Raw genomic sequence first — 20,562 nt, forward strand, 5'->3', positions numbered from 1 at the left:
TCTTGCCGTTCATGAAGATTTCCTTCCTCATCCACAACGCGTACGGGATCGGGGGGACGATCTCCACCACGTTCAACCTGGCCCACGCACTGGCAGAGCGGCACGAGGTGGAGATCGTCTCGGTCAACCGGCACCGGGACACGCCCGCGTTCACGCTCGACCCGCGCATCCGGCTGCGCCCGCTGATCGACCTGCGGAGGGAGAAGGACCACCCGCTGTTCGGGCAGCCGTCGAAGGCGTTCCCGCGTGCGGAGAACCGGTACGGGCAGTACAACGCGCTGACGGACCGCCGGATCGCGGAGTTCCTGGCGGGGACGGACGCGGACGTCGCCATCGGTACGCGCGCCGGGCTCAACGTGCACCTCGCGCTCCAGGCCCCCGACCGCACCGTGCGAGTCGGGCAGGAGCACCTCACGGTGGAGAGCCACCCGCCCGCGCTGCGCCGGGTTCTGCGCCGGGCGTACCGGCGGCTGGACGCGCTGACCACCGTCACGGACGCGGACGCGGACGCCTACCGGCGGACGATGCGGCTGCCGGGCGTACGCGTCGAGGCGCTGCCCAACAGCGTGCCGGACCCCGTACTCCCGCCCGCCGACGGGAACGCGCGCATCGTGGTCGCGGCCGGGCGGCTGGTGCGGGTGAAGCGGTACGACTTGCTCATCGAGGCGTTCGCGAAGGTGGCCGCCGAGCGCCCCGACTGGCAGCTGCGGATCTACGGACGCGGCGAGGAGCACGACCGGCTGCGGCGCCTGGTGGACGAACTCGCCCTGCACAACAACGTGTTCCTGATGGGCGCCGCGGCCCCGATGGAGGCCGAGTGGGTCAAGGGCTCGATCGCCGCCGCGACTTCGAGCTTCGAGCCGTTCGGCATGACGATCGTGGAAGCGATGCGCTGCGGGCTCCCCGTGGTGAGTACCGACTGCCCGCACGGGCCCGCCGAGATCATCCGGCCCGGCGAGGACGGCCGGCTGGTCCCGGTCGGGGACCGGGACGCGCTGGCCGCCGCGCTGCTCGACCTCGTCCGCGACGACGAGCTCCGCCGCCGGATGGGCCGAGCCGCGCTGGACAACTCCCGCCGGTACGCGCCGGGTCCGGTCGTCGCACGGGCGGAGGCCCTGTTCGAGGAGCTGACCACCGCCCGGGCCGCCGGGCGCCCCGCCGCACCGGACACCGGCACGGCTCTCGCGCTCGGACCACGCGGGTACGCGGCCCGGGACACCCTGGAAACGGCGGCACGCACCCTGGTGAGGACCGTACGGAAGGTGAAACGGCGATGACGGAGACCAAGGCGATGGAGGGCACCGAGGACACCGGGCCGGCGCGGGGCGGCGGCACTGCCCCCGTATCGGGTCAACTCCCGCGCGCGACCTGCTCGGTGGACGGGGAAGGGCGCATGGTGGTGCGGTTCGGGTTCGGGCCCCGTACGACCGGATGCCCCCAGCTGCTGCTGCGGTTGCGGCCACCGAAGGGGAAGCCGGAGTCGATCACCCGGCTGGTCGCCCTGGAGCCGGACGGACCGGCCGGCGCACAGGCGGGTGGGCCGGAGCACTCCTGGCGGGCCGTGCTCGAACCGGTGCCGGCGCTGGCGGAGGGGCGGTGGGACCTCTTCGTACTGCCCGAGCCGGACGCGGAGCGTACCCCGCTGCTCGCGGGCGCCCGCGACCTGAGGGCACTGCTGACCGAGCGGGACCCCGCCCGGACGCCGTTGCCGCTCGCGGTACGGGTGCCGTTCGCCACGCCGGACGGGACCCTCGCCGTACGGACCTGGCTGCGGTCGGCGCACGTCGAAGTCGACCGCATCGAGGTGGGCACGGAATCGACCACCGTGCGCGCGAAGCTCTTCGGGCCCCGGCCCGGCACCGGCGCGGCGGCCCTGCTGCGGCTGCGGGGAGCGGCCGGGGAGGTGCGCGAGACCGAGCTGCACACGGACGGCGGCGACGGCGTGTGGTTCGCCTTATCCCAGCGGCAGTTGGTGGACACGCCCGGGGGCGGCGCGGGGGTGTGGGACGTGCTCGTACGGACAAGGACGGGCGCGCGGCCGATCCGGGTGGGGAGGCTGCTGGACGACATGGCGGACCGCAAGAAGGTGTACGTGTATCCGGAGGTGGGCTTCAACGGCCTTACGGGGCGCACCTATTACACGCTGGACAACGAGCTGTCGGTGGAGGTCACGGCCGGCTGATCCTTCCCGGCCGGCGTTCCGCGCTGTCCGTACACCCACCGGGTACCGCCGAAGGAGAGGACGCGCCCGTGTACTTGGGTTCTCCACCCACTACCGTGGGGGGCGCCCGTCCCGGCGCCCCTCGCGCGGACGCGCGCCCGGACACCACCTAGGAGATCGGGGAGAGCACAGTGGGCGAGTCTCTGAAGACTTTCGTCGGTGGTACCGAGGTGGAGGTGCCCAACAGCATCCCGGCCATCCGCGCCGCACTCCCCGACGAGAGACGCGACGAGTTCGACCGCGCCGTCAACGAGGCGGGGGTGCACCAGATCCACGCCGTGATGCGGCACTGGATGCTGGAGGCTGTCCCCGATCCCGAGGCCGAACGCATCCTGGACCGGCTGGCGCGGGACGAGGCCGAGAGGCGGAGCGTGGCTTGAGTTTCCGTATCTCCTACGCCCCGCCGGCCGACGACACCCTGACCAAGATGCGGGACGTCGAACCGTTCCGCGACGAGATGGCCCGCACCCTGGGGCGGGCGCCGTACGGCCATGGCTCCACGGCCGTGAAGGGCGAACGCGACCGCCGCGAGGCGACGGTCGCGGGCGCGATCGTTCTGTATTACGTTTCCGGTTCGGTGCTCACCGTCACCGTGGTCCGTCTCGTACCGCTGCCCTGATGTTCCCCGAGTACGCAGGTCCGGGGGCCCGGACCTGGAGGCAGGACCGCTGCCGGCAGGAGGTTGCCCCGTACGCCGGGGGAGCATGGGAGTCAGGTGCCCAGGGCGCCGCAGGGCCTGGGCCGGTTGGCGGTCAGGGCCGGGGCCGGACGGCCCGGACGCGACGCCTCGCGCGTCGCCACCGGGCCACCCGGCCGACAGGCCGACAGGCCGACAGGCCGACAGGCCGACAGGCCGACAGGCCGAAAGGCCACTGGACGTCAGCCCTCCGCCGTCCGCCGCGACGTCAGGAGAGCTTCTTCGCCTGCGCGTCGATGACCGCCGTCGGCTGCTCCAGCTTGATCTCCTTGCCCATGAACGAGGCCAGGTTGAAGGTGGAGAAGGTGGCCACCGTGCCGCCCTGGCGGATCAGTGCGAGATCGAACGGGACCTTTGTGCCCTCCTGATCCACGAGCAGGCTCCACGCGGCCGACTCCTCGCCGCCGGACACCTTGTCCTCCGTGATCGCGGAGACCTTCTGCGCCTCACCCTGCACCGAGGCGGTGAAGCCCGAGGCGCACGCGGTGGCGGCCGTGCGGACGGCGGCGACCACGTCGGCCGCGCCCTTGTCCTCGTACGACGCCAGGCCGACCATCGTCAGGTCGCCGCCCAGGTCGGCGGCGTTCTCGTCCGCGCTCAGCTCCTCCTTGGCGGAGCGGGCGCTCGTGGCGACCGGCTTGCCCTGCGGCGCCACGAACAGCGCCTGCGCGAAGGGGAGGCACTCTGCCTTGTCGGCGGTGACGTCCGACGCCTTGACGATGTCCCCGGCACCGGCCTTCTCGACCTTGAGGTCCGCGACATCGCCCTCGACCAGCGAGACCTTCTCCAGCTCCGCCGCGGTCAGGGCCTTGACGGCGCTCTGCTCGGGCTCGGCCGAAGCGGAGGCGGACTTCGACGTGTCCACCGCGGTGCTCTTGGTGTCCGAGCCGTCCGACGAACCGCCGCACGCGGTGGCCAGCAGGACCAGGGAGGCCACGGACGTGGCGAGGGCGGATCGGCGGACGAGGGAAGCGCGCATGGTTCATTTCTCCTGTTTAGGGAGCAACAACCCTTTTCTCGGCCACCAGTTCGGACCGGCCACAGCAGGATCGTCGCAGAGAAGCCCACTTTATGATCGAACTTTTGCTCGAACATGGTTTCGCTTCCCCCTCGCGCATGATCGTGATTCCACTGTGATCATTCTGTGAATTCATCGGCCGTTTCCGGAGTATTCACGCCTCAGAACCCCTTGGAACAGCGGGTTTTCCCACTGAAGAGCCTGCGGAGGCCGAGTCCGAGTCCGACCGCGCCGAGGCCGGGGACCGCATCACCGCCGGCCTCGCCGCCGCAGGAGTCACCGCGCAGGACGTCCTCGGGCGGGCGGGCGGAGACCGGCCCCCGGCCCGTGGCGGCGCTCGCGGAGGCGGAGGAGGCGGCCCGGGGACGGCCCGGAGGAGGCCCGGGGGCTGTGACGGCGCCGGGGCAGGGCAGCCCGCTCCGCGTCACCACTCCGGTCAGGGTCGGCACAGCGATGACCGGACGTCCGGCGAGGCGCCGACGCAGGCAGCCGCGAGGCGCGCCACGTCCCATTCCGGCCGGTCCGGGCTGCCCGGCCGGCCGGCCACACGCCACGCTGCCAGGATCAGGCCGTCGCTGACGGCTTCTTGGCCGGTGGCGTCGCGCGGAGGGCGTCGACGACCGCGCGTTCCAGTACGGCGGTCTGGCCGGTCAGGGTGCCCTTCTTGCCCATGGAGGTGTCTCTGATGAGGTAACTCCGTTCACCCAGGTACCGCAGGGTGGCCGAGTCGAAGATCCAGGTGGTGCGGTCCCCGTCGCGAGTGTCGTCGCGGGCCACGCCGATCCCGTGCCGCCCGGCCGCGTCCACCGCGTCGGAGTCCACGGTCACGCCGGGGATGCGCGCGGCGGCCTTGTAGAGGGCGGCCGCGGTCCTGGGCGGCATCAGCGTCTCCCGCAGCAGTTCGCCGATGGCGTCGAAGGCGTCCTGGGCCTGGTCCCGCTCGTCGGCCGGGGTGTCGCGCGCGTCCTGGTCGCGGGTGATCTCGGCGGCGAGCCGCCGGAGCAGGGCGCCGGGGTCGGTGGGCAGCGAGGCCAGCCACGTGTACGTCGGCCGGCTGAGGCCGGCGGGTTCACCGACGGCGGGCTCGCCGTCCGGGACGCCGACGGTGATCGGGAAGTACGAGCCGTCCTCGTGGATCAGGCCGACATCGATCACCGGCCCCGCCTTCTGTGACATCCAGACCTCACGCTCACGGATCGCGGACAGCCTCACCGGTCCGCCGAATGTGCCCTCGTTCTCGGTCTGCACTGTCCTGACGTACACGAACTGGTCGCCGGTGACCGCCTGCTCGTCGCTCTTCTCGGCCACGGTCGCGATCCGGTCGAGCAGTACGGTCGCGCCACGCGCGGGCGTCTCCCGGGAGCCCGCACCCGTGCCCGCCGTGGACGGCGCCGAAGAGTGGTCCTGGCCGGTCGCACCGCCGAGCGTGGTCAGCAGCACCGCACCCACGGCGAGTCCGGTGGCGGGCAGCAGCAGGGCGGGGCGCAGGAGGCGGAGACGACTGCTGAAGCCGGTGCCGGTGCCGGGGCGTGGGGTGGCGGGGCGTGCGGTGGCGCGATCGCCGTCCTGGTCGATCAGACGCATCAGGGTGTCCTTGTGGTGGAGATGACGGCCGGGGGGCAGGTCCTGTTCGGCCGGAGCCGGCAACAGCCGGTCCAGTTCCTCGCGTTCGGCCCGCTCGGAGCCGGAGGTACGGGCGTCGTTCATCGGGCTTCCTCCTGGATGGGCAGGGCCACGAACGCGGCCCTGCTCCCTACCTCTCCGCAGCGGGGGCCGGGTTCCCTTCCGGTCCCGTCAGGTGCCCGGCGGAGCTGCTCCTCGCTGAGCCGTCGCAGCCGGTCGCGCGCGCGGGAAAGCCGCGAACGTACGGTGCCCACCGGAATGCCCAGCGCCTCGGCGGCCTCGGCGTAGTCCATGCCGGACCAGACACAGAGGGCCAGCACCTCGCGTTCCTGGCGTCGGAGCCCGACCAGCGCGCGCCGGACCGCGGCGAGCCGCCGGCTGTCGTCGACACGGCCGGCCGTGGCGTCCGCGATGTCCGCCACCGGTTCCGGGGCGGGACGGCGGGCCAGAAAGGCGAGACGCCGCCTGGTGCCGCGGGTGGCGTTGCGGGCCTTGTTCGTAGCGATCCCGAACAGCCACGGCCGCAGCGAGCCGCCCTCGGGCTCGACGGCATGACGGGTGCGCCAGGCAGCCAGGAAGGTCTCGGACAGAACCTCCTCGGCTGTCGGCCAGTCCCCCGTCAGCCGGTAGGCGTGGTTGTAGACCGCCCGCGCGTACTCCTCGTAGAGCGCGGCGAACGCATCACGGTCGCCCGCTCTGATCCGTGCGCGCATGCGCTCCTGCTGCTCCCGGTCTCCCTGTTCATCACATCTCACACCCCTACCTCTCCGGCGCGGTGAGGGGGTTCCCGTGACCCTCGCCACAGGGCCGGCACCGGGGAACGGCGGGACAGCAGGACAGCAGGACAGCAGGACAGCAGGACAGCAGGACGACGAAACAGCGCGACGACGAAACAGCGCGACGACGGGACAGCCGGACAGCGAGACAGCCGGACAGCCTTCAGCCGTCGTCGTCCTCGCCGCGGGGCGTGACGTTGAGAAAGGGTTCGAACCAGGCGGCCGGGCGGAGGTCGCCTATGCCGAGCCGCTGGTTGACCTCGTCGTCCGGGTCCTCCATGCCGTCCAGACCGGCGTCGTAGAGCATCAGCACATCGGTGTCCTGGAAGAACATCTCGGCGCACGCGTCGAAGTCGTGGTCGTCCCGGTGGGCCGGCAGGGCTCCGCCGCCGCGGGGCCCGGTCCCGGCGGCGGCCCCGGCCTCCACGGCGGCGCGCGCGTCCTCGATGGCGAGGTGCAGGGCCACCTCCTCGGCCGTGCAGGTGGGCTCCGGCCACCAGCCGTTGTGCAGGTCGTCCCCGATGCTCCCGACCGCCCGCGCGAAGCGCAGCCTCCAGGCAGCGCCGACACCGAACGTCACCCTGGGCAGCCGGGTGAAGACCCCGGACTTCTCGCCGATCCCGCCCGGAGCGAGAGGGCGGTCGCCGAGCGCCGCGGCGTCCTCGCGGGCGCGGCGGGCCAGCAGCCGCAGCGCCTCGTGGAGGGCCGCGGCGGTACGGGGCGTGAGCTGCCACCGGCAGCGCTCCTCCCCGCACTCCGGGTCCGCGCAGTGCGGGTCCTCCACCTCGAACAGCGCGGCGAAGTCCGGCCGTTCGGGCTCCCCGAGGACGCCGGCCGACTCCGCGAACGCTCCGGGCCCGGCGAACGCCTCGGGCTCCGCGATCCCTCCGGGCTCCGCGGCCCGGTGGGCCTCCTCGCCACGGAGCCAGCCGGATCCGAAGTCCGCCACCACCGCTTCCCGGCTCCAGCCCGCGAGCTCGTCGCCCTCGTCGACGGTGAGCCGGTAGGCCTGGCTGCGGTCGGCGAGGGTGTCCGCTCCCGCGATGTCTCCCCCGTGCTCGGCGAGCCACTGGGTGGCGCCGATGAGGTCCTGCCGGTCGTGCGCGCCCAGTCGTCCGGCCGGCAGAGGTTCCCAGCCCTCGTCGGCTGCGGCCTTGAGCAGCGCCTGCCGGTCGTGGACGTGGAACTCCCGCAGCAGCGCGATCTGGAAGACCGGGCCGGGGAGCTCGGCGAGCCGGGCGTCCGGGGCGGCCCGCCCGTGGCCGCGTTCCCCGTGGCCCGGTGCGCCGTCCACAGGTTCGCCGTCCACCGGCCAGGCGCCCGCGAGGGCTCGGCCGACGGCGGTGCGCAGGCTGCCCGCCGTACCGTGCGGAAGCCGCGCGCACAGCTCCTCCAGTGGGCCGGAGTCCCACGCGTCGGCCGGGACGCGGAGGGCCAGCTGGAGCACGCGGGCGGCCTCGTCGGCGAGTCCGGGGGTGCGGCAGGTCAGGACGGCGTGCAGGGTGGCGGGACCCGGGCGGTGGTCCACGAGTGCGAGGACCCGGCTCTCGGCGGGGGTGTGCTCGCAGTGGAAGCCGAGCGGCGCGGCAGGACGTGACTGACTGGGCACGCGGTGGCTCCGGGCAGGTGGGGGCGGACGCACGGACATCTGCCCCGTGGAGGGGAGATGACACACCGTCCGGACACCGGAGGCGCCCCGGGCGGTCAGTCTGCGGCGGTGCCCGCGGTGCCCGCGTCCGTTTCCGTCCCCGCGTCCGTACGCCGGGTCAGGTGGGCGAACGCGTCGAGGTTCCGGGTGGACTCGCCCCGCGAGACCCGCCAGGCGTACTCCTTGCGGATGGCGCTCGCGAAGCCCAGCTCCAGCAGGGTGTTGAACGACCCGTCGGCCGCTTCGAGCACCGTGCCGAGCAGCCGGTCCAGCTCGTCCGGGGTGACCACGCTCAGCGGCAGCTTGCCGACGAGGTAGATGTCGCCGAGCCGGTCCACCGCCCAACTCACGCCGAAGAGGCGGAGGTTGCGCTCCAGCAGCCAGCGGTGGACCGCCGCGTCGTTCTCGTCCGGGTGCCGGATGACGAAGGCGTTGAGGGAGAGGGAGTGCTTGCCGACGAGGAGCGAGCAGGTGGTGGAGAGCTTGTGGGTGCCGGGCAGCTTGACGACGTAGTTGCCGGGCTCCGGGCTCTCCCATTCCAGGCCGGCGCCGTCGAGGGCCGCCTCGATGATCCGCGCCACTGCCGCCTCGTCCACTGCCTCAGCCATGGTGCGAGCGTACGACAGCGCGCCGCCGCGCACCTACCGGCCGGTACGGTCCGGCTCCCGGGCCTCAGCCCTGGCGGGAGCGGACCCGGCGGCGGTGGTCCTGCATCGCACCGGTGTAGACGTCGGCGGTCGCGGCGGCGGCGGTGCCCCAGCCGAAGGACTGCGCGTGCTCGGCGGCGGCGGTGCCCATCCGGTCGACGAGCTCCGGCGCGCGGGCGAACCGTTCGAGCGCCAGCGCGTACGACTCGGGGTCGTGCCCCGGGATCAGGAAGCCGCTGACGCCGTCCCGCACCGCGACCGGCAGTCCGCCCACGGCGGCGGCGACGACCGGCGTACCGACCGCCTGGGCCTCTATGGCGACCAGCCCGAAGGACTCGCTGTACGACGGCATGACCAGCACGGACGCGGCCCGGAACCAGTCGGCGAGCTGGTCCTGCCCGACCGGCGGCTGGAACCGTACGACATCGGCGACGCCGAGCCTGGCCGCCAGCTTGTGGAGGACCTCCGGCTTGGCGAGCCCCGTACCGCTGGGGCCGCCCACCACCGGGACGACCATCCGCGACCGGAGCGACGGATCGCGCTCCAGGAGCACCGCCACGGCGCGCAGCAGCACGTCCGGCGCCTTCAGGGGCTGGATGCGCCCCGCGAAGAGCGGAATCAGCGCGTCCTGCGGCAGCCCGAGGCGGGCGCGCGCGGCGGCCCTCCCGTCGCCGGGGCAGAAACGCTCCAGGTTGACGCCGGGGTGTACGACGGCGACGGAGGCCGGGTCGGCGTCGTAGAAGCGGACGAGCTCGTCGGCCTCCTCCGCCGTGTTGGCGATGAGCCGGTCGGCCGCGTCGACGATCTGGGTCTCCCCGATGACCCGGGCGGCCGGTTCGGGGGTGTCGCCCTCCGCCAGCGCGGCGTTCTTGACCTTCGCCATCGTGTGCATGGCGTGGACCAGCGGGACGCCCCACCGCTGCGCGGCCAGCCAGCCGACCTGGCCGGAGAGCCAGTAGTGGGAGTGCACGAGGTCGTAGTAGCCGGGCCGGTGACCGGCCCAGGCCTGCATCACGCCGTGGGTGAAGGCGCAGAGCTGGGCGGGCAGGTCCTCCTTGCAGAGCCCTTCGTACGGTCCCGCGTCTACGTGCCGGACCAGCACCCCGGGCGCCATCTCGACCACCGGGGGCAGGGAGCCGGTGGTGGCCCGGGTGAAGATCTCCACCTCGATGTTGATCTCGGCGAGGCGCCTGGCCAGCTCCACGATGTATACGTTCATGCCGCCGGCGTCGCCCGTGCCGGGCTGGTGGAGCGGCGAGGTGTGCACCGAGAGCATCGCGATCCTGCGCGGCCTGCGGTGCCCGCCGGTGAACCCGGCCGCCAGACCGCTGCCACGCCCGCCCGGGAACCGCAGACGCGGCGCCACGCGGCTGCCGCCGAATCGGGAGACGTCACGACTCACGTCGTCCGGACCTCCTCGCTCAGGGCATGCCATGGAAGGGACGGACGTCCCTTCGTCCGCGAAACAGCGAAACGCGCCCGATTCATTTCCGCCTTTGCCAAATCATTGCCATGCCGTGTCAACCTTCGTCGTTCTCCGCCCGGTGGATGTCGTTCTCCGCCCCGCGCGGGCCGTTCTCCGCCCCGTCCACGGGTACGGACCGGCGCGCGCCCGTCGTGCGGGCTTCCCCGTCGCGTACCCGCGATCGCGCGCGGGCGCGCACGTTCCGTACGCGCGCCCGCGCATCTCTTGTATACGAGCGCCCGGCACACTCCAGCACCCCGCCGCGTACGCTCGACCGCATGCACCAGCGCCCCATCGGCACCGTGACCCGCGGGACCACCAACCCGAACCGGCTCCGCCGCATGGACCGCTGGATCGCCGCCACTCACGGCCCCGCGCTGCGGCGCGCGGACTCCCCCGTCGCGGTGGACCTCGGCTACGGGGCGGCCCCCTGGACCGCCGTCGAGCTCCTCGCCCGGCTGCGCAGCGCCGCCCCGCACACCAGCGTGGTCGGTGTCGAGATCGACCCGGAACGGGTCGCGGCGGCGCAGCCGTACGCCCGCGAGGGGCTCACCTTCCGGCACGGCGGCTTCGAGGTGCCGCTGGCCGAGCCGCCCGCCCTGATCAGGGCGGCGAACGTGCTGCGCCAGTACGACGAGGACCAGGTCGCCGCCGTCTGGGAGCGGCTGTGCGCGCGGCTCGCCCCGGACGGGCTGCTGGTGGAGGGCACCTGCGACGAGATCGGGCGCCGGCACGTGTGGGTGGCACTGGGGCCCGAGGGCCCGCGCACGGTGACCTTCGCCGCGCGGCTCGGTTCGCTGGACCGCCCCTCCGACCTGGCCGAACGTCTCCCCAAGGCGCTGATCCACCGGAACGTTCCCGGCGAGCCGGTGCACGCCTTCCTCCGCGACTTCGACCTGGCCTGGGCGACCGCGGCCCCGTACGCCTCGCTCGGCGCACGCCAGCGCTGGATCGCCGCCGCACGCTCGCTCGCCACCGACTGGCCGCTCCGCGACGGCGTACGCCGCTGGCGCCAGGGCGAACTCACCGTGGCGTGGGAGGCCCTGCGCCCGGGCGGCGGCACCGGGCGCGGCCGGGCCCTGGGCTGAGAGCGGCGGGCGTACCGCCTGGTGCGCACTCCCGCGCACAGCCCGGCGAACAGGTCGGCGAACAGTCCGGCGTGCTCCGGAGATGTGCGCAGGGCGCACGGAAGGGGGCGGGCGCGGAGCCGAGAGGGAAAGGAGGAGGAAAGGCACGCCGTGTTGCGTACGTGTGACGCGTCCTTCTCCCGGTCCCCCTGTTGCTTTTCGGGACGGCATGGCACGATCTCGACGTTGCCGAAAAGTTACTGACAGTAAGTCACATGAGCGCTATCGGGCCTTTGCTCCAGGGTGCCGGAGGGGGAGTTCGTTCGTGAAGCGACGTCACTGTGCCGCAGCCGCCATCACCGTGGTCTGCGCACTCGCCGTGCTCTCCGCACCGGTCCAGGCATGGGCCGCACCCGAACCGCCCCCCTCGGTCCAGCAGGTCCCCGCCACGAAGTCCCTCGCCGAGGTGCGCGAGGAGATCGACCAGCTCTACGAGAAGGCCGGGGCCGCGACCGACGCGTACAACCTGGCCGAGGAGCAGGTGAAGAAGCAGACCGCCGAACTGGGCGAACTCGGCCGCGCCATCGACGCGGGCCGCGAGAAGATCGCCCGGCTGAAGGACCAGATCGGCGCCCAGGCCCGGGAGCAGTACCGCAACGCCGGCCTGCCGCCGGGCACGCAGCTCGCCCTCAGCAGCGACCCCCGGCTCTTCCTGTACGGCCTCAACCAGATACGCCAGAGCCAGCAGGCCTCCGACGCCGCGCTCTCCGAACTGACCCGGGCCCAGGCGGACCTGGAGCTGTACACCGACGACGCGCAGGACAACTGGGACGAGCTGGAGGCCGGCCGCCTCCAGCAGGCCCGGGCGAAGAAGGAGATCAACGCCCGGATCGACGAGGCGAAGAAGCTCGAAGCGCAGCTGGAGAAGAAGGAGCGCGCCCGCCTCCTCGAACTGGAGAAGCAGGCGCAGGCCGCCGCCCAGTCCTCCTGGCTCAGCTCCGGCGCCCTGAAGGACATCAACCGCGAGGCGAGCCCGAGCGGCAAGGCCGCCGTGGAGTTCGCGCTGGCCCAGATCGGCAAACCGTACGTCTGGGGGGCCGAAGGCCCCGGCTCGTACGACTGCTCCGGCCTGACCTCCCAGGCGTGGGCGGCGGCGAAGCGGCCGATACCCCGCACCTCGCAGGAGCAGTGGGCGCAGCTCAAGCACATCGCGATCGGGGACATGCGCCCGGGCGACCTGATCATCTACCACAGCGACGCCACCCACGTCGGGATGTACGTCGGCGACGGCATGGTGGTGCACGCCCCGCGCCCCGGGCGAAACGTCACTCTGACCGGGGCGGGCTCGATGGAGATCCTCGGCGTGGTGCGCCCGGACGCGTAGGCCCGCTCACCGGTTCGGTAGTGGTGGGTGCGCACCGGCTCGGTACTGGTGGGCGCGCGCGCCGGTTCGACGGTGGTGAGCGCGCGCCGGGGTGTGTACGACCACCGCGCTCCGGGCGTGCGATCCGGCCTGTGCGCGGGCGTGTGACCCACTCCCCACGCGCGTACGCGCCCGCGTGATGTTTGTCATGACGTCCGGGCCCGCGGCGGAGGGGCGCATCGCGCCGGATCCGTGCCAGGACGCGGCTTATGACTGCGCATATGACTCCGGCGCGTCCCCGGGCGCCATTCCGCTCCCGGCCCGCCGAACGCTATGGTCCCGGTCTGGCAGGTCGTCGACCGTCGTCCCGCCCGCGCCCTCGGGGGGAGGGAAGGAACCCGGAAACCGATGCCCGCACCCGTACCTCAGCAGCGTGCCGTGCCCGCTGCGGAGAGCACCGCTGGAGCCGACCTCACCCTGTTGGTGATCCAGGACGACCCCACGGGCACCTTCTCCCTCCCGGATCTCCCCGCGGCTGCGGGCACCCGGGTCCGGGTCCGCACCGCGCGCAACCTCACCGAGGCCGGGCGGCTGCTCACCGACGACGTCGACTGCATCCTGCTCGACCTCTCGCTGCCCGGCGGCTCCGGCGCACGCGCCACGGCGGACGACGGGGGAGGCTCCGAGCGCACCGACGAGCTCGCCGCGCTCCTGCACGTCCTGCGGATCGCGCCCCGGCACGCCGTGCTCGCGCTCACCGCCGAGGACGACGCGGAGCTGGCGGCGGAGGCGGTACGCGTCGGCGCCCAGGACTACCTCTTCCGCGACGAGCTCGACGCCCGGCTGCTGAGCCGTGCCATCCGGTACGCCGTCCAGCGCAAGCGCGCCGACATGACCCAGCACCAGCTGACCGAGTCCCGGCTGCGCGCCCAGGAGAACGCCCGCCTGGAGCGCGGCCTGCTGCCCACCCCGCTGCTGGACGGCTCCAGCCTCGGCTTCGCCGCGCGCTACCGCCCCGGCCGCAGCCGCGCACTGCTGGGCGGCGACTTCTACGACACCGTCCGTACGCCGGACGGCACCGTCCACGCGATGATCGGCGACGTCTGCGGCCACGGTCCCGACGAGGCGGCCCTCGGAGTGGAGCTGCGCATAGCGTGGCGGGCCCTCACGCTGGCCGGGCTCTGCGGGGACGAGCTGCTCTCCACGCTCCAGCAGGTCCTGGAGCACGAGCGGCAGAGCGAGGAGATCTTCGCGACGCTCTGCACCGTCGACATCGCCCCGGACGGCCGCCGCGCCGGGCTCTGCCTCGCCGGGCACCCGGCGCCGCTGATCTCCCGGGCCGGACGCGCCGCACGCCTGCTGCCCTTCGAGGACGGCGGTCCGGCGCTCGGCCTGCTGCCGCGCGCCCGGTGGCCCCGGCGCCAGGTCGAGCTGGGCGGCGCCTGGCACCTGATGATGTACACGGACGGGCTCATCGAAGGCCGTATCGGCGACGGCAACCAGCGCCTCGGCCAGGACGGCATGGTCGCCATGGTCGACGAACAGCTCGGCCGGGGCCTGCGCGGCGAGGAGCTGCTGGACGCCGCCGTCTCCCGGGTGCGGGAGCTGAACGGCGGCGAGCTCACCGACGACGTGGCCGTCCTGCTCCTCTCCCGCGACCGCGACAAGGACCGGGACCGGAGCAAGGACCGCGACCGTGAGCGGGACCGGACACGCAAACGGGGCAGGCTCGCCGTGCGAACCCACCCCGTGCCGTCGGCCGTCGCGACCGCCGTACCGGTCGTACCGGCTCAGCGCCCGCCGTTGTAGGGGCCGTACGGGCCGTCGCTGCTGGACCCGCCGCGACGGTTCCCGCCCCCGGACACCGCCTTGAGCGCGGGCCGTACGTCCACCAGGAACACGATGGACGCGACCGTCCCGGCGAGGATCAGGAACATCATCGGTACGAAGAGGTTCACGGCCACCGCGACGGCCAGGATGATCACCCAGAACTTCTTCGTCTTCTTGTCGGCCGCCCGGTAGGCGTCCTCGCGCGCGATGGACGCGAAGACCAGCGCCAGCACGGCCAGAACGAGCATGAGCAGGTACAGCAGCTGGACGAATGTGCTGAATCCGCTGAGCAACATGATGTGCACCGCCTCGTCGTGGGTGAGCGCCTTCCGGCCCCTGTGGCAACCGTACCGGGACGGCGAACGGGCCGGGGGTCACGATGCCCGCTCCACGCCGGAACACGCCTGCGCCGCCGGTACCGCCCTCTGTACCGCGCCCTCTGTACCGTCCATGCAGTCGACGTCCATCGCCCGTGCTGTCCGGTCGCCGACCGGTCGCCGACCGGCGCCGGGGCGGACCGCGCCTTCGCGGCGACAGCCCGCCCCGGCCCGCTCCGCTACTTCGCGGGCGGGGTGGACTTCTTCGCTGCCGCCTTGCGGGGCGCGGGCGGCTGCTTCGCCGGGGCGGCCTTCGCCTCGGCGGGCTTGGCGGTGGGAACGGGCTTGGCGGTGGGAGCGGGCTTGGCGACGGCCGGCTTCGCGACGGCCGGGGCCGGCTTGGCCGCCGCCGGCTTCGGCCCGGTGGCCCTGGGCGCGGCCTTGGGATCGGCGGCCTTGGGGTCCGCCTCCACCACGGCGGCGATCTCGACGATCTCGTCGGCCGCGTCCCCGCGCCACGCCTTCACGCTCTGCTCGCCGCGCTCGGCGACCTTCTCGTACGCCTCCCGGGCCCGCACCGCGTACTCGGCGGCCACGCCCAGGCCGCGCAGCGCGAAGTCCTGCGCCGTCTCGCCGAGCTTGCGCAGGTCGGTGTCGAACGAGCCGATCACCTCGGTGACCTTCGCCTGGACACTGGCCTGCGCCTCGCGGGCCTGCGTGGAGACCTTCTCCTGCACGGCCTTCGGGTCGGTGCTGCGTACCGCCTCGAACCGCTCGGGCGCCTCGGCCCGCAGCTGCTCGATCAGTCCCGGCACCTTGCGCGCCTGCTCCACGGCGAGCTCGGCCGTACCGGCGGCGAAGTAGAGGGGGGTCGGGTCGGTGAGGGTCTTGCGCAGGTCATCGGTGATGGCCATGACTGTGGTCCTCCCGGATCAGAGTTCGTTGTGAGGGTCTGCGGAGTCTGCGGCGTCGCTGCCGCCGGACGTACGGGGTGCGCGGGTGCTCCTGGCGGAGCCGTCGGGCGTACCCGCATCGCCGGGTCCTTCGCCGTCTGCCGTATCGGTATCAGCAGAAACGCCAGGATCGGGGACGTAGCCGTTCTCCCGGCGGAACGAGTCGTAGATCTGCAGCAGCACGTTCTTCTGCCGCTCGTTGATCGACGGGTCGGCCACGATGACCGCCCGCGTCTCCAGCTCGCCCCGCTCCCGCTCGTCCAGGATCCCGGCGCGCACGTACAGCGTCTCGGCCGAGATCCGCAGCGCCTTGGCGACCTGCTGGAGCACCTCCGCACTGGGCTTGCGCAGGCCGCGTTCGATCTGGCTGAGATACGGATTGGACACCCCGGCGGCATCCGCGAGCTGCCGCAGCGAGAGCTGCGCGCTGCGCCGCTGCTCTCGGAGGTACTCGCCCAGGTTGCCGACGTTGAGTGATGCCATGGTTCGATGATGCGACGGTGGTGCTAACAATTGCAAGCGGTTGCTTGCAAAAGTGTGGTGCGTGTCGCGTGACGGCCGGTGCGACTCGCAGCGGCAGCTGTCACTTCGCAGCGGTATCCGTCTCTGGTCGTCAGCGGTAGCCGACTGATGAGAAGTGGCCGGCCTGCTGTCCTGTCACCGCGATGTGCAGGCAGTCCCGCTCCTCCGTAGGCACGTGCGACCGTGTCCCGGTGACGTGCGGATCAGTCCAGCAGGGCGGCCGTGAACGTCTCGCGACGCTCCGCCTGCGGCACAGGCCGCGCGCGTACGGTACGGGTACGGCGACCTCGGGGCGTGGGACTGGGGCGCCACCTGACAGGGGGGCGGAACATGAGGGCCGGGCAGGCGCGTTCCGCCGCGATCGACTGGGTCCACCGGTACGCCCGCCCCCAACCGGGCTACCGGGGCGCCTACTTCAGCGGCTCCGTCGTGGGCCTGCCGGACGGGACCGAGCTGCCGCCCACCTCCGACGTCGACGTCCACGTCGCCACCACCGCGGACAGCCACCTCGCCAAGGCCGGCAAGCTCCGCCACCGGGGTGCCCTGCTGGAGATCAGTTACGTCCCCTGGGCCGAACTGGCCTCCGCCGAAGCGGTGCTCGGCTCCTACCACCTGGCCGGCTGCTTCCGCACCGACACCCTCATCGACGACCCCACCGGCCGGCTGCGCACACTCCGCGCGGAGGTCGCGCCGCTCTACGCCACCACGCCCTGGGTACGCCGCCGGTGCGAGGACGCCCGCCGCCGGGTGGAGACCCGGCTCGCCGCGATCGACGTTTCGGCACCGTTCCACGAGCAGGTGCCGGCGTGGCTGTTCCCCACCGGCGTGACCTGCCACGTGCTGCTCGCCGCCGCGCTGCGCAACCCCACCATCCGGCTGCGCTACCCGGCCGCCCGCGCGGTTCTCGCCGACTACGGGCACCTCGACGTCTACCCCGGGCTCCTCGGGCTCCTCGGCTGCGCGGACCTGTCCGCCGGGCGCGTCCAGCACCATCTGGACGCGCTCGCCGGGACCTTCGACGCCACCGCACGGGTGGCCAGGACCCCGTTCTTCTTCAGCAGCGACCTCACACCCGAGGCCCGGCCGATCGCCATCGACGGCAGCCAGGCCCTCATCGACGCGGGCGACCACCGCGAGGCGGTGTTCTGGATCGTCGCGACCCTCGCCCGCTGCCACACCGTCCTGGCCGCCGACGCGCCCCACCTGGCTGAAGCCCGGCTCCCGGCGTTCCGGGCGGCCGTCGCCGACCTCCTCGGCATCGAGTCCAGCGGCGACCTCGTCCGGCGGGCCGCCGAGACCGTCCGTTCCCTGCCCCGCCTCTGGCGCACCGCCGAGGCCGTCATGGCCGCGAACCCGGAGATCAGCGGCTGAGGCGGTGGCGGCCCGTTGCTCCGGCCGCCGCCCTCACCCGGTGGAGGTGGCGGCAACGGCGGCCGCCCCGAACCACCGGCCCAGCCGGTCGTCCAGTTCCCGCTGGTCGTCGCCGGCCCAGACCACGTGGCCGTCCGGGCGCACCAGGACCGCGGGGGCGTCGAGTTCGTCGCTGCCGTCGACGACGTGGTCGACGCGGTCCGCCCAGCCGTCCGCGGAGAGCCTGCCGGTGCGGTCGAGCAGGAGACCGCGCCCGGCGTGCATCAGGCCGTACAGGCGGCCCTGCCTCAGGCCCATGTCACGGAGCCGCTTGCCGAGGAGGGGGTGGCCCTCGCCGACGTCGTAACGGACCCCGATCGCGGTGATCTTCTCGATCAGGCGGTGGTTCACCTCTTCGAAGTCCATCAGCTCCGAGAGCAGCCTGCGCACCGCCACGGGCCCGGGTTCGGTGGACAGCAGCACCATCTGCGCCCGGGTGTTGTCGAGCACCTCGGCGGCGACCGGGTGCCGCTCGGAGTGGTAACTGTCCAACAGCCCCTCCGGCGCCCAGCCGTTGACCTCTGCGGCGAGTTTCCAGCCGAGATTGAACGCGTCCTGGATGCCGAGGTTGAGCCCCTGCCCGCCGGTCGGGGGGTGGATGTGCGCCGCGTCGCCCGCCAGCAGCACCCGGCCGGTCCGGTACCGCTCGGCGAGGCGGGTCGCGTCGCCGAAGCGGGAGAGCCAACGCGCGGAGTGCGCACCGAAGTCGGTTCCCGCGTAGTGCCGGAGCCGCTCCTTGAACTCCTCCAGGGTGGGCCCGGACGCACGGTCCTCGGCCACGCCCTCGGCGGGCACGATGACGCGGAACGCCCCGTCACCCAGCGGCATCAGCCCGAACCGGAGCTGGGTCTTGCGGACTTCGGCGACCACTCGGCCCACCTCCTCCGCCGGAGCCGTCAACTCCAGCTCTCCCAGGAGGGTTTCGACGCGGGCCGGTTCGCCGGGGAAACCGGTTCCGAGCAGCTTGCGCACGGCGCTTCGGCCGCCGTCGCAGCCGACGAGGTACCGCGCGCGCAGCCGGGTGCCGTCGGCGAGTTGGGCGGTCACCCCCTGGTCGTCCTGGACCAGTCCGACCAGCTCGTGGCCCCGCCGGATCTCGGCTCCCAGCTCGACGGCGCGCTCGGCCAGCAGGCGCTCCGTGGTGGCCTGCGGAATGGCGAGTACATACGAGTGCGCGGTGTCCAGGTGCTCGGGCCAGACCTTGCCGAGCCCGGCGAAGAACCCGCCGGACGTGACCTGCTTGCCGAGCCGGAGAAACCGCTCCAGCAGGCCGCGCTGGTCCATCACCTCGACGCTGCGCGCGTGCAGACCCTGCGAGCGGGACTGCCTGGTCGGCACCGTCTCCTTCTCCAGCACCACCACCCCCACACCGTGCAGCCGCAACTCGGCGGCCAGCATCAGGCCGGTCGGTCCGCCGCCGACCACGATCACGTCCGTCATGAACACCCCAGTGAGCGAGAAAGTGCGATGCCGGTCTCCCGGCCGGGCCACCGACGACCGGGCATGCGGGCACGCAGGGGCACGGACCGGAGCGGTGGGAGAGGCGATTGTGCGGGATGCCGGGGGCCTTGCCGCAAGCCCCCCGGTGCGCTATATCTTGAGAGTGGCAGGAAGAGTCCCATCTTCCTGCCTTCGCTGTTTCCGCAGGCAGGAAGCCACTTCCGGCACCTCCGGCGGCACGTGCTCAGGCGCCGGTTGCGTCGCCGAGCGCCCGCACCCATTCGACCAGTGCCGCGAAGTCCGCTTCCGTCAGGCCGAGTCGGGGATCGACGCGGTGGAGGAGCCACTGCCCCCGGCAGTGGTCCGCCACCCAGCGCCGGTCGATGCCGGTGATCTCGTCGTCCACCCAGACGAAGGGGCGCCCGGCCGCCAGCTCCACGAGCGTGCGGGTCTTCCAGTGGAGGCCGCCCCGCTCGTCCGCGCCGTCCGCGTCCTCCGGCCAGTCCACGACGGGCAGGCGAGGCAGCCCGAGCCAGGGCGCCAGAACGAGGTTCGCGTCCGCCATCCAGGTCGTCGCCCACACCAACTCGCAGCCCAGCGCGAGGAGTCGGGGCCCGTACGCGGGGTTGATCCGGGCCAGCAACGGGTTGTCGAGGTCCTCCGGCCGCCCGGAGCCCGAGCGGTACACCGGATACCCGCCGGGGCGCTCCCGCGCCGACGCCCCGAAGGGGATGAGAGGGCCGTCGACGTCGAGGAAGAGCAGGGGGCGGGGCTCCGGACCGTTCACGCCCGCACGATAACCGCCCGGACCCGCGCCGTGCGCGAAGCCCTGGGTGGTGTCCGGCGGGTCGGGGCGCGACCCCGGCCTCGATCCGCCGGGCACCACCCAGGGTCTTTCGCCCGATCCGAACGAGAGGCCCTAAGCCGCCTGGCGGGCGCGCCGGGCGGGGCGGGGGCTCTCGACCGGTTCGGCCAGGTGGCCCTGGGCCAGTCGCTCCAGGGCCCGTACGAAGAGCGCGCGATCACTTTCGGCAAGGTCGCCCAGCGCCTCGGCGTGCACCCCGTCGACGATCCGCCGGCTCCGGGCGGCGAGCTCGGCGCCCTTCTCGGTCACGGAGATGATCCGCGCCCGCCGGTCCAGCCGCGAGGGCCGCCGCTCCGCGAGACCGGCGCTCTCCAGGGCGTCGACGGTCACCACCATCGTGGTCTTGTCCATGTCGCCGATCTCCGCGAGCTGCGCCTGGGTCCGCTCCTCCTCCAGCGCGTGCACCAGGACGCAGTGCATACGGGGGGTGAGACCCACCTCGTCGAGGGCCGCCGCCATCCGGGTGCGCAGGACGTGACTGGTGTGGTTGAGGAGGTACGAGAGGTCGAAGCCGGCCGGGCCGGCAGGGGCGGGCAGCGAGGAGGTCATGCCACCAGGCTAGCAATTCGATCCGTGGCGGATGGTTCAGAAGCAGACGTTCCCAGGGCCGAGGACACGCCCCGCCGCGCGGGCCGCCGCGCGGCCCGCCCGCGAGAGGTCCCGATATGGATAGTCCGCAACAAAACCTTCTGCTACGGTC

At 73.0% G+C, this 20,562-nt stretch carries 21 protein-coding genes; 8 read left to right on the plus strand and 13 right to left on the minus strand.

Annotated features, from left to right (window positions below; translation table 11 throughout):
* The first annotated feature begins 11 nt into the window (after positions 1-11).
* From ACWCSV_RS26050 to ACWCSV_RS26065, 4 genes are all read left to right on the plus strand, one after another.
* Positions 12-1,277 carry a glycosyltransferase family 4 protein gene (locus tag ACWCSV_RS26050; protein ID WP_451146120.1) on the plus strand — a complete coding sequence of 422 codons (1,266 nt, stop codon included), beginning with the start codon at positions 12-14 and terminating at the stop codon, positions 1,275-1,277.
* Positions 1,274-2,182, plus strand: a complete 909-nt coding sequence (locus tag ACWCSV_RS26055) for a hypothetical protein (protein WP_451146122.1) — start codon at positions 1,274-1,276, stop codon at positions 2,180-2,182. Before ACWCSV_RS26050 ends, ACWCSV_RS26055 begins: the two co-directional genes overlap by 4 nt.
* Before the next feature lie 170 nt (positions 2,183-2,352).
* Complete coding sequence (locus ACWCSV_RS26060) at positions 2,353-2,601, plus strand: hypothetical protein (protein WP_266706012.1); 249 nt, start codon at positions 2,353-2,355, stop codon at positions 2,599-2,601.
* Complete coding sequence (locus ACWCSV_RS26065) at positions 2,598-2,840, plus strand: hypothetical protein (protein ID WP_451146124.1); 243 nt, start codon at positions 2,598-2,600, stop codon at positions 2,838-2,840. The genes ACWCSV_RS26060 and ACWCSV_RS26065 overlap by 4 nt, the downstream gene beginning before the upstream one ends.
* 286 nt (positions 2,841-3,126) lie before the next feature.
* Here the strand turns inward: ACWCSV_RS26065 and ACWCSV_RS26070 are convergent, their stop codons facing one another.
* The 7 genes from ACWCSV_RS26070 to mshA form a co-directional block, all read right to left on the minus strand.
* Positions 3,127-3,897, minus strand: a complete 771-nt coding sequence (locus ACWCSV_RS26070) for a hypothetical protein (RefSeq protein ID WP_451146126.1) — start codon at positions 3,895-3,897, stop codon at positions 3,127-3,129.
* 200 nt (positions 3,898-4,097) lie between these two features.
* The gene (locus ACWCSV_RS26075) at positions 4,098-4,385 is read right to left on the minus strand and encodes a hypothetical protein (protein ID WP_451146128.1); all 288 of its coding nucleotides are present in this window, start codon (positions 4,383-4,385) and stop codon (positions 4,098-4,100) included.
* Between the two features lie 115 nt (positions 4,386-4,500).
* The gene (locus tag ACWCSV_RS26080) at positions 4,501-5,643 is read right to left on the minus strand and encodes a CU044_5270 family protein (protein ID WP_451146130.1); all 1,143 of its coding nucleotides are present in this window, start codon (positions 5,641-5,643) and stop codon (positions 4,501-4,503) included.
* Positions 5,640-6,272, minus strand: coding sequence for an RNA polymerase sigma factor (locus ACWCSV_RS26085; protein WP_451146132.1), 633 nt, complete (start codon positions 6,270-6,272; stop codon positions 5,640-5,642). The genes ACWCSV_RS26080 and ACWCSV_RS26085 overlap by 4 nt, the downstream gene beginning before the upstream one ends.
* A gap of 226 nt (positions 6,273-6,498) precedes the next feature.
* On the minus strand, positions 6,499-7,944 hold the full coding sequence (locus ACWCSV_RS26090) for a hypothetical protein (RefSeq protein WP_451146134.1): 1,446 nt from the start codon (positions 7,942-7,944) through the stop codon (positions 6,499-6,501).
* 95 nt (positions 7,945-8,039) lie between these two features.
* The gene (locus ACWCSV_RS26095) at positions 8,040-8,591 is read right to left on the minus strand and encodes a YbjN domain-containing protein (protein ID WP_451146136.1); all 552 of its coding nucleotides are present in this window, start codon (positions 8,589-8,591) and stop codon (positions 8,040-8,042) included.
* A gap of 64 nt (positions 8,592-8,655) precedes the next feature.
* A complete protein-coding gene (gene mshA / locus ACWCSV_RS26100) occupies positions 8,656-10,032 on the minus strand; it encodes a D-inositol-3-phosphate glycosyltransferase (RefSeq protein WP_451146138.1) in 1,377 nt (458 codons plus the stop codon).
* A gap of 341 nt (positions 10,033-10,373) precedes the next feature.
* Between mshA and ACWCSV_RS26105 the strand changes: the two genes are divergently transcribed.
* The 3 genes from ACWCSV_RS26105 (at position 10,374) to ACWCSV_RS26115 (ending at position 14,334) form a co-directional block, all read left to right on the plus strand.
* Positions 10,374-11,183 (plus strand): class I SAM-dependent methyltransferase, encoded by an 810-nt coding sequence (locus ACWCSV_RS26105; RefSeq protein ID WP_451146140.1) that lies wholly within the window; start codon positions 10,374-10,376, stop codon positions 11,181-11,183.
* A 304-nt stretch (positions 11,184-11,487) separates the two neighbouring features.
* Positions 11,488-12,546, plus strand: a complete 1,059-nt coding sequence (locus ACWCSV_RS26110) for an NlpC/P60 family protein (RefSeq protein ID WP_451146142.1) — start codon at positions 11,488-11,490, stop codon at positions 12,544-12,546.
* 387 nt (positions 12,547-12,933) lie between these two features.
* Positions 12,934-14,334: a PP2C family protein-serine/threonine phosphatase gene (locus ACWCSV_RS26115; RefSeq protein WP_451146144.1), complete on the plus strand. Its 1,401-nt coding sequence runs from the start codon at positions 12,934-12,936 to the stop codon at positions 14,332-14,334.
* Here ACWCSV_RS26115 and ACWCSV_RS26120 read toward each other — a convergent pair.
* The 3 genes from ACWCSV_RS26120 to ACWCSV_RS26130 form a co-directional block, all read right to left on the minus strand.
* Positions 14,316-14,651, minus strand: coding sequence for a DUF2516 family protein (locus ACWCSV_RS26120; RefSeq protein ID WP_451146146.1), 336 nt, complete (start codon positions 14,649-14,651; stop codon positions 14,316-14,318). The genes ACWCSV_RS26115 and ACWCSV_RS26120 overlap by 19 nt on opposite strands.
* A 260-nt stretch (positions 14,652-14,911) precedes the next feature.
* Positions 14,912-15,586 (minus strand): hypothetical protein, encoded by a 675-nt coding sequence (locus ACWCSV_RS26125; RefSeq protein ID WP_451146148.1) that lies wholly within the window; start codon positions 15,584-15,586, stop codon positions 14,912-14,914.
* Positions 15,587-15,604: 18 nt separating this feature from the next.
* Positions 15,605-16,108 carry a helix-turn-helix domain-containing protein gene (locus tag ACWCSV_RS26130; protein ID WP_451146150.1) on the minus strand — a complete coding sequence of 168 codons (504 nt, stop codon included), beginning with the start codon at positions 16,106-16,108 and terminating at the stop codon, positions 15,605-15,607.
* Between the two features lie 369 nt (positions 16,109-16,477).
* Between ACWCSV_RS26130 and ACWCSV_RS26135 the strand changes: the two genes are divergently transcribed.
* A complete protein-coding gene (locus ACWCSV_RS26135) occupies positions 16,478-17,518 on the plus strand; it encodes a hypothetical protein (RefSeq protein WP_451146152.1) in 1,041 nt (346 codons plus the stop codon).
* 33 nt (positions 17,519-17,551) lie between these two features.
* Here ACWCSV_RS26135 and rox read toward each other — a convergent pair whose 3' ends face one another.
* The 3 genes from rox to ACWCSV_RS26150 all read right to left on the minus strand — a co-directional run bounded on the left by rox (position 17,552) and on the right by ACWCSV_RS26150 (position 20,411).
* Positions 17,552-18,997, minus strand: coding sequence for a rifampin monooxygenase (rox, locus tag ACWCSV_RS26140; RefSeq protein WP_451146154.1), 1,446 nt, complete (start codon positions 18,995-18,997; stop codon positions 17,552-17,554).
* A 244-nt stretch (positions 18,998-19,241) separates the two neighbouring features.
* Positions 19,242-19,784: an HAD domain-containing protein gene (locus ACWCSV_RS26145; RefSeq protein ID WP_451146156.1), complete on the minus strand. Its 543-nt coding sequence runs from the start codon at positions 19,782-19,784 to the stop codon at positions 19,242-19,244.
* A gap of 132 nt (positions 19,785-19,916) precedes the next feature.
* Positions 19,917-20,411, minus strand: a complete 495-nt coding sequence (locus ACWCSV_RS26150; RefSeq protein WP_451146158.1) for a MarR family winged helix-turn-helix transcriptional regulator — start codon at positions 20,409-20,411, stop codon at positions 19,917-19,919.
* Between the last annotated feature and the right edge of the window lie 151 nt (positions 20,412-20,562).

Source organism: Streptomyces sp. NPDC001770 (assembly GCF_053596135.1).

Bases quoted from the DNA above. Each gene is read 5' to 3' on its own strand.
- ACWCSV_RS26135 (WP_451146152.1), top strand. From the start codon at position 16,478: ATGAGGGCCGGGCAGGCGCGTTCCGCCGCGATCGACTGGGTCCACCGG.
- ACWCSV_RS26115 (WP_451146144.1), top strand. From the start codon at position 12,934: ATGCCCGCACCCGTACCTCAGCAGCGTGCCGTGCCCGCTGCGGAGAGC.
- ACWCSV_RS26120 (WP_451146146.1), bottom strand. From the start codon at position 14,651: ATGTTGCTCAGCGGATTCAGCACATTCGTCCAGCTGCTGTACCTGCTC.
- ACWCSV_RS26070 (WP_451146126.1), bottom strand. From the start codon at position 3,897: ATGCGCGCTTCCCTCGTCCGCCGATCCGCCCTCGCCACGTCCGTGGCC.
- ACWCSV_RS26095 (WP_451146136.1), bottom strand. From the start codon at position 8,591: ATGGCTGAGGCAGTGGACGAGGCGGCAGTGGCGCGGATCATCGAGGCG.
- ACWCSV_RS26085 (WP_451146132.1), bottom strand. From the start codon at position 6,272: ATGCGCGCACGGATCAGAGCGGGCGACCGTGATGCGTTCGCCGCGCTC.
- ACWCSV_RS26130 (WP_451146150.1), bottom strand. From the start codon at position 16,108: ATGGCATCACTCAACGTCGGCAACCTGGGCGAGTACCTCCGAGAGCAG.
- ACWCSV_RS26055 (WP_451146122.1), top strand. From the start codon at position 1,274: ATGACGGAGACCAAGGCGATGGAGGGCACCGAGGACACCGGGCCGGCG.
- ACWCSV_RS26105 (WP_451146140.1), top strand. From the start codon at position 10,374: ATGCACCAGCGCCCCATCGGCACCGTGACCCGCGGGACCACCAACCCG.
- ACWCSV_RS26080 (WP_451146130.1), bottom strand. From the start codon at position 5,643: ATGAACGACGCCCGTACCTCCGGCTCCGAGCGGGCCGAACGCGAGGAA.
- ACWCSV_RS26150 (WP_451146158.1), bottom strand. From the start codon at position 20,411: ATGACCTCCTCGCTGCCCGCCCCTGCCGGCCCGGCCGGCTTCGACCTC.
- rox (WP_451146154.1), bottom strand. From the start codon at position 18,997: ATGACGGACGTGATCGTGGTCGGCGGCGGACCGACCGGCCTGATGCTG.
- ACWCSV_RS26050 (WP_451146120.1), top strand. From the start codon at position 12: ATGAAGATTTCCTTCCTCATCCACAACGCGTACGGGATCGGGGGGACG.
- ACWCSV_RS26125 (WP_451146148.1), bottom strand. From the start codon at position 15,586: ATGGCCATCACCGATGACCTGCGCAAGACCCTCACCGACCCGACCCCC.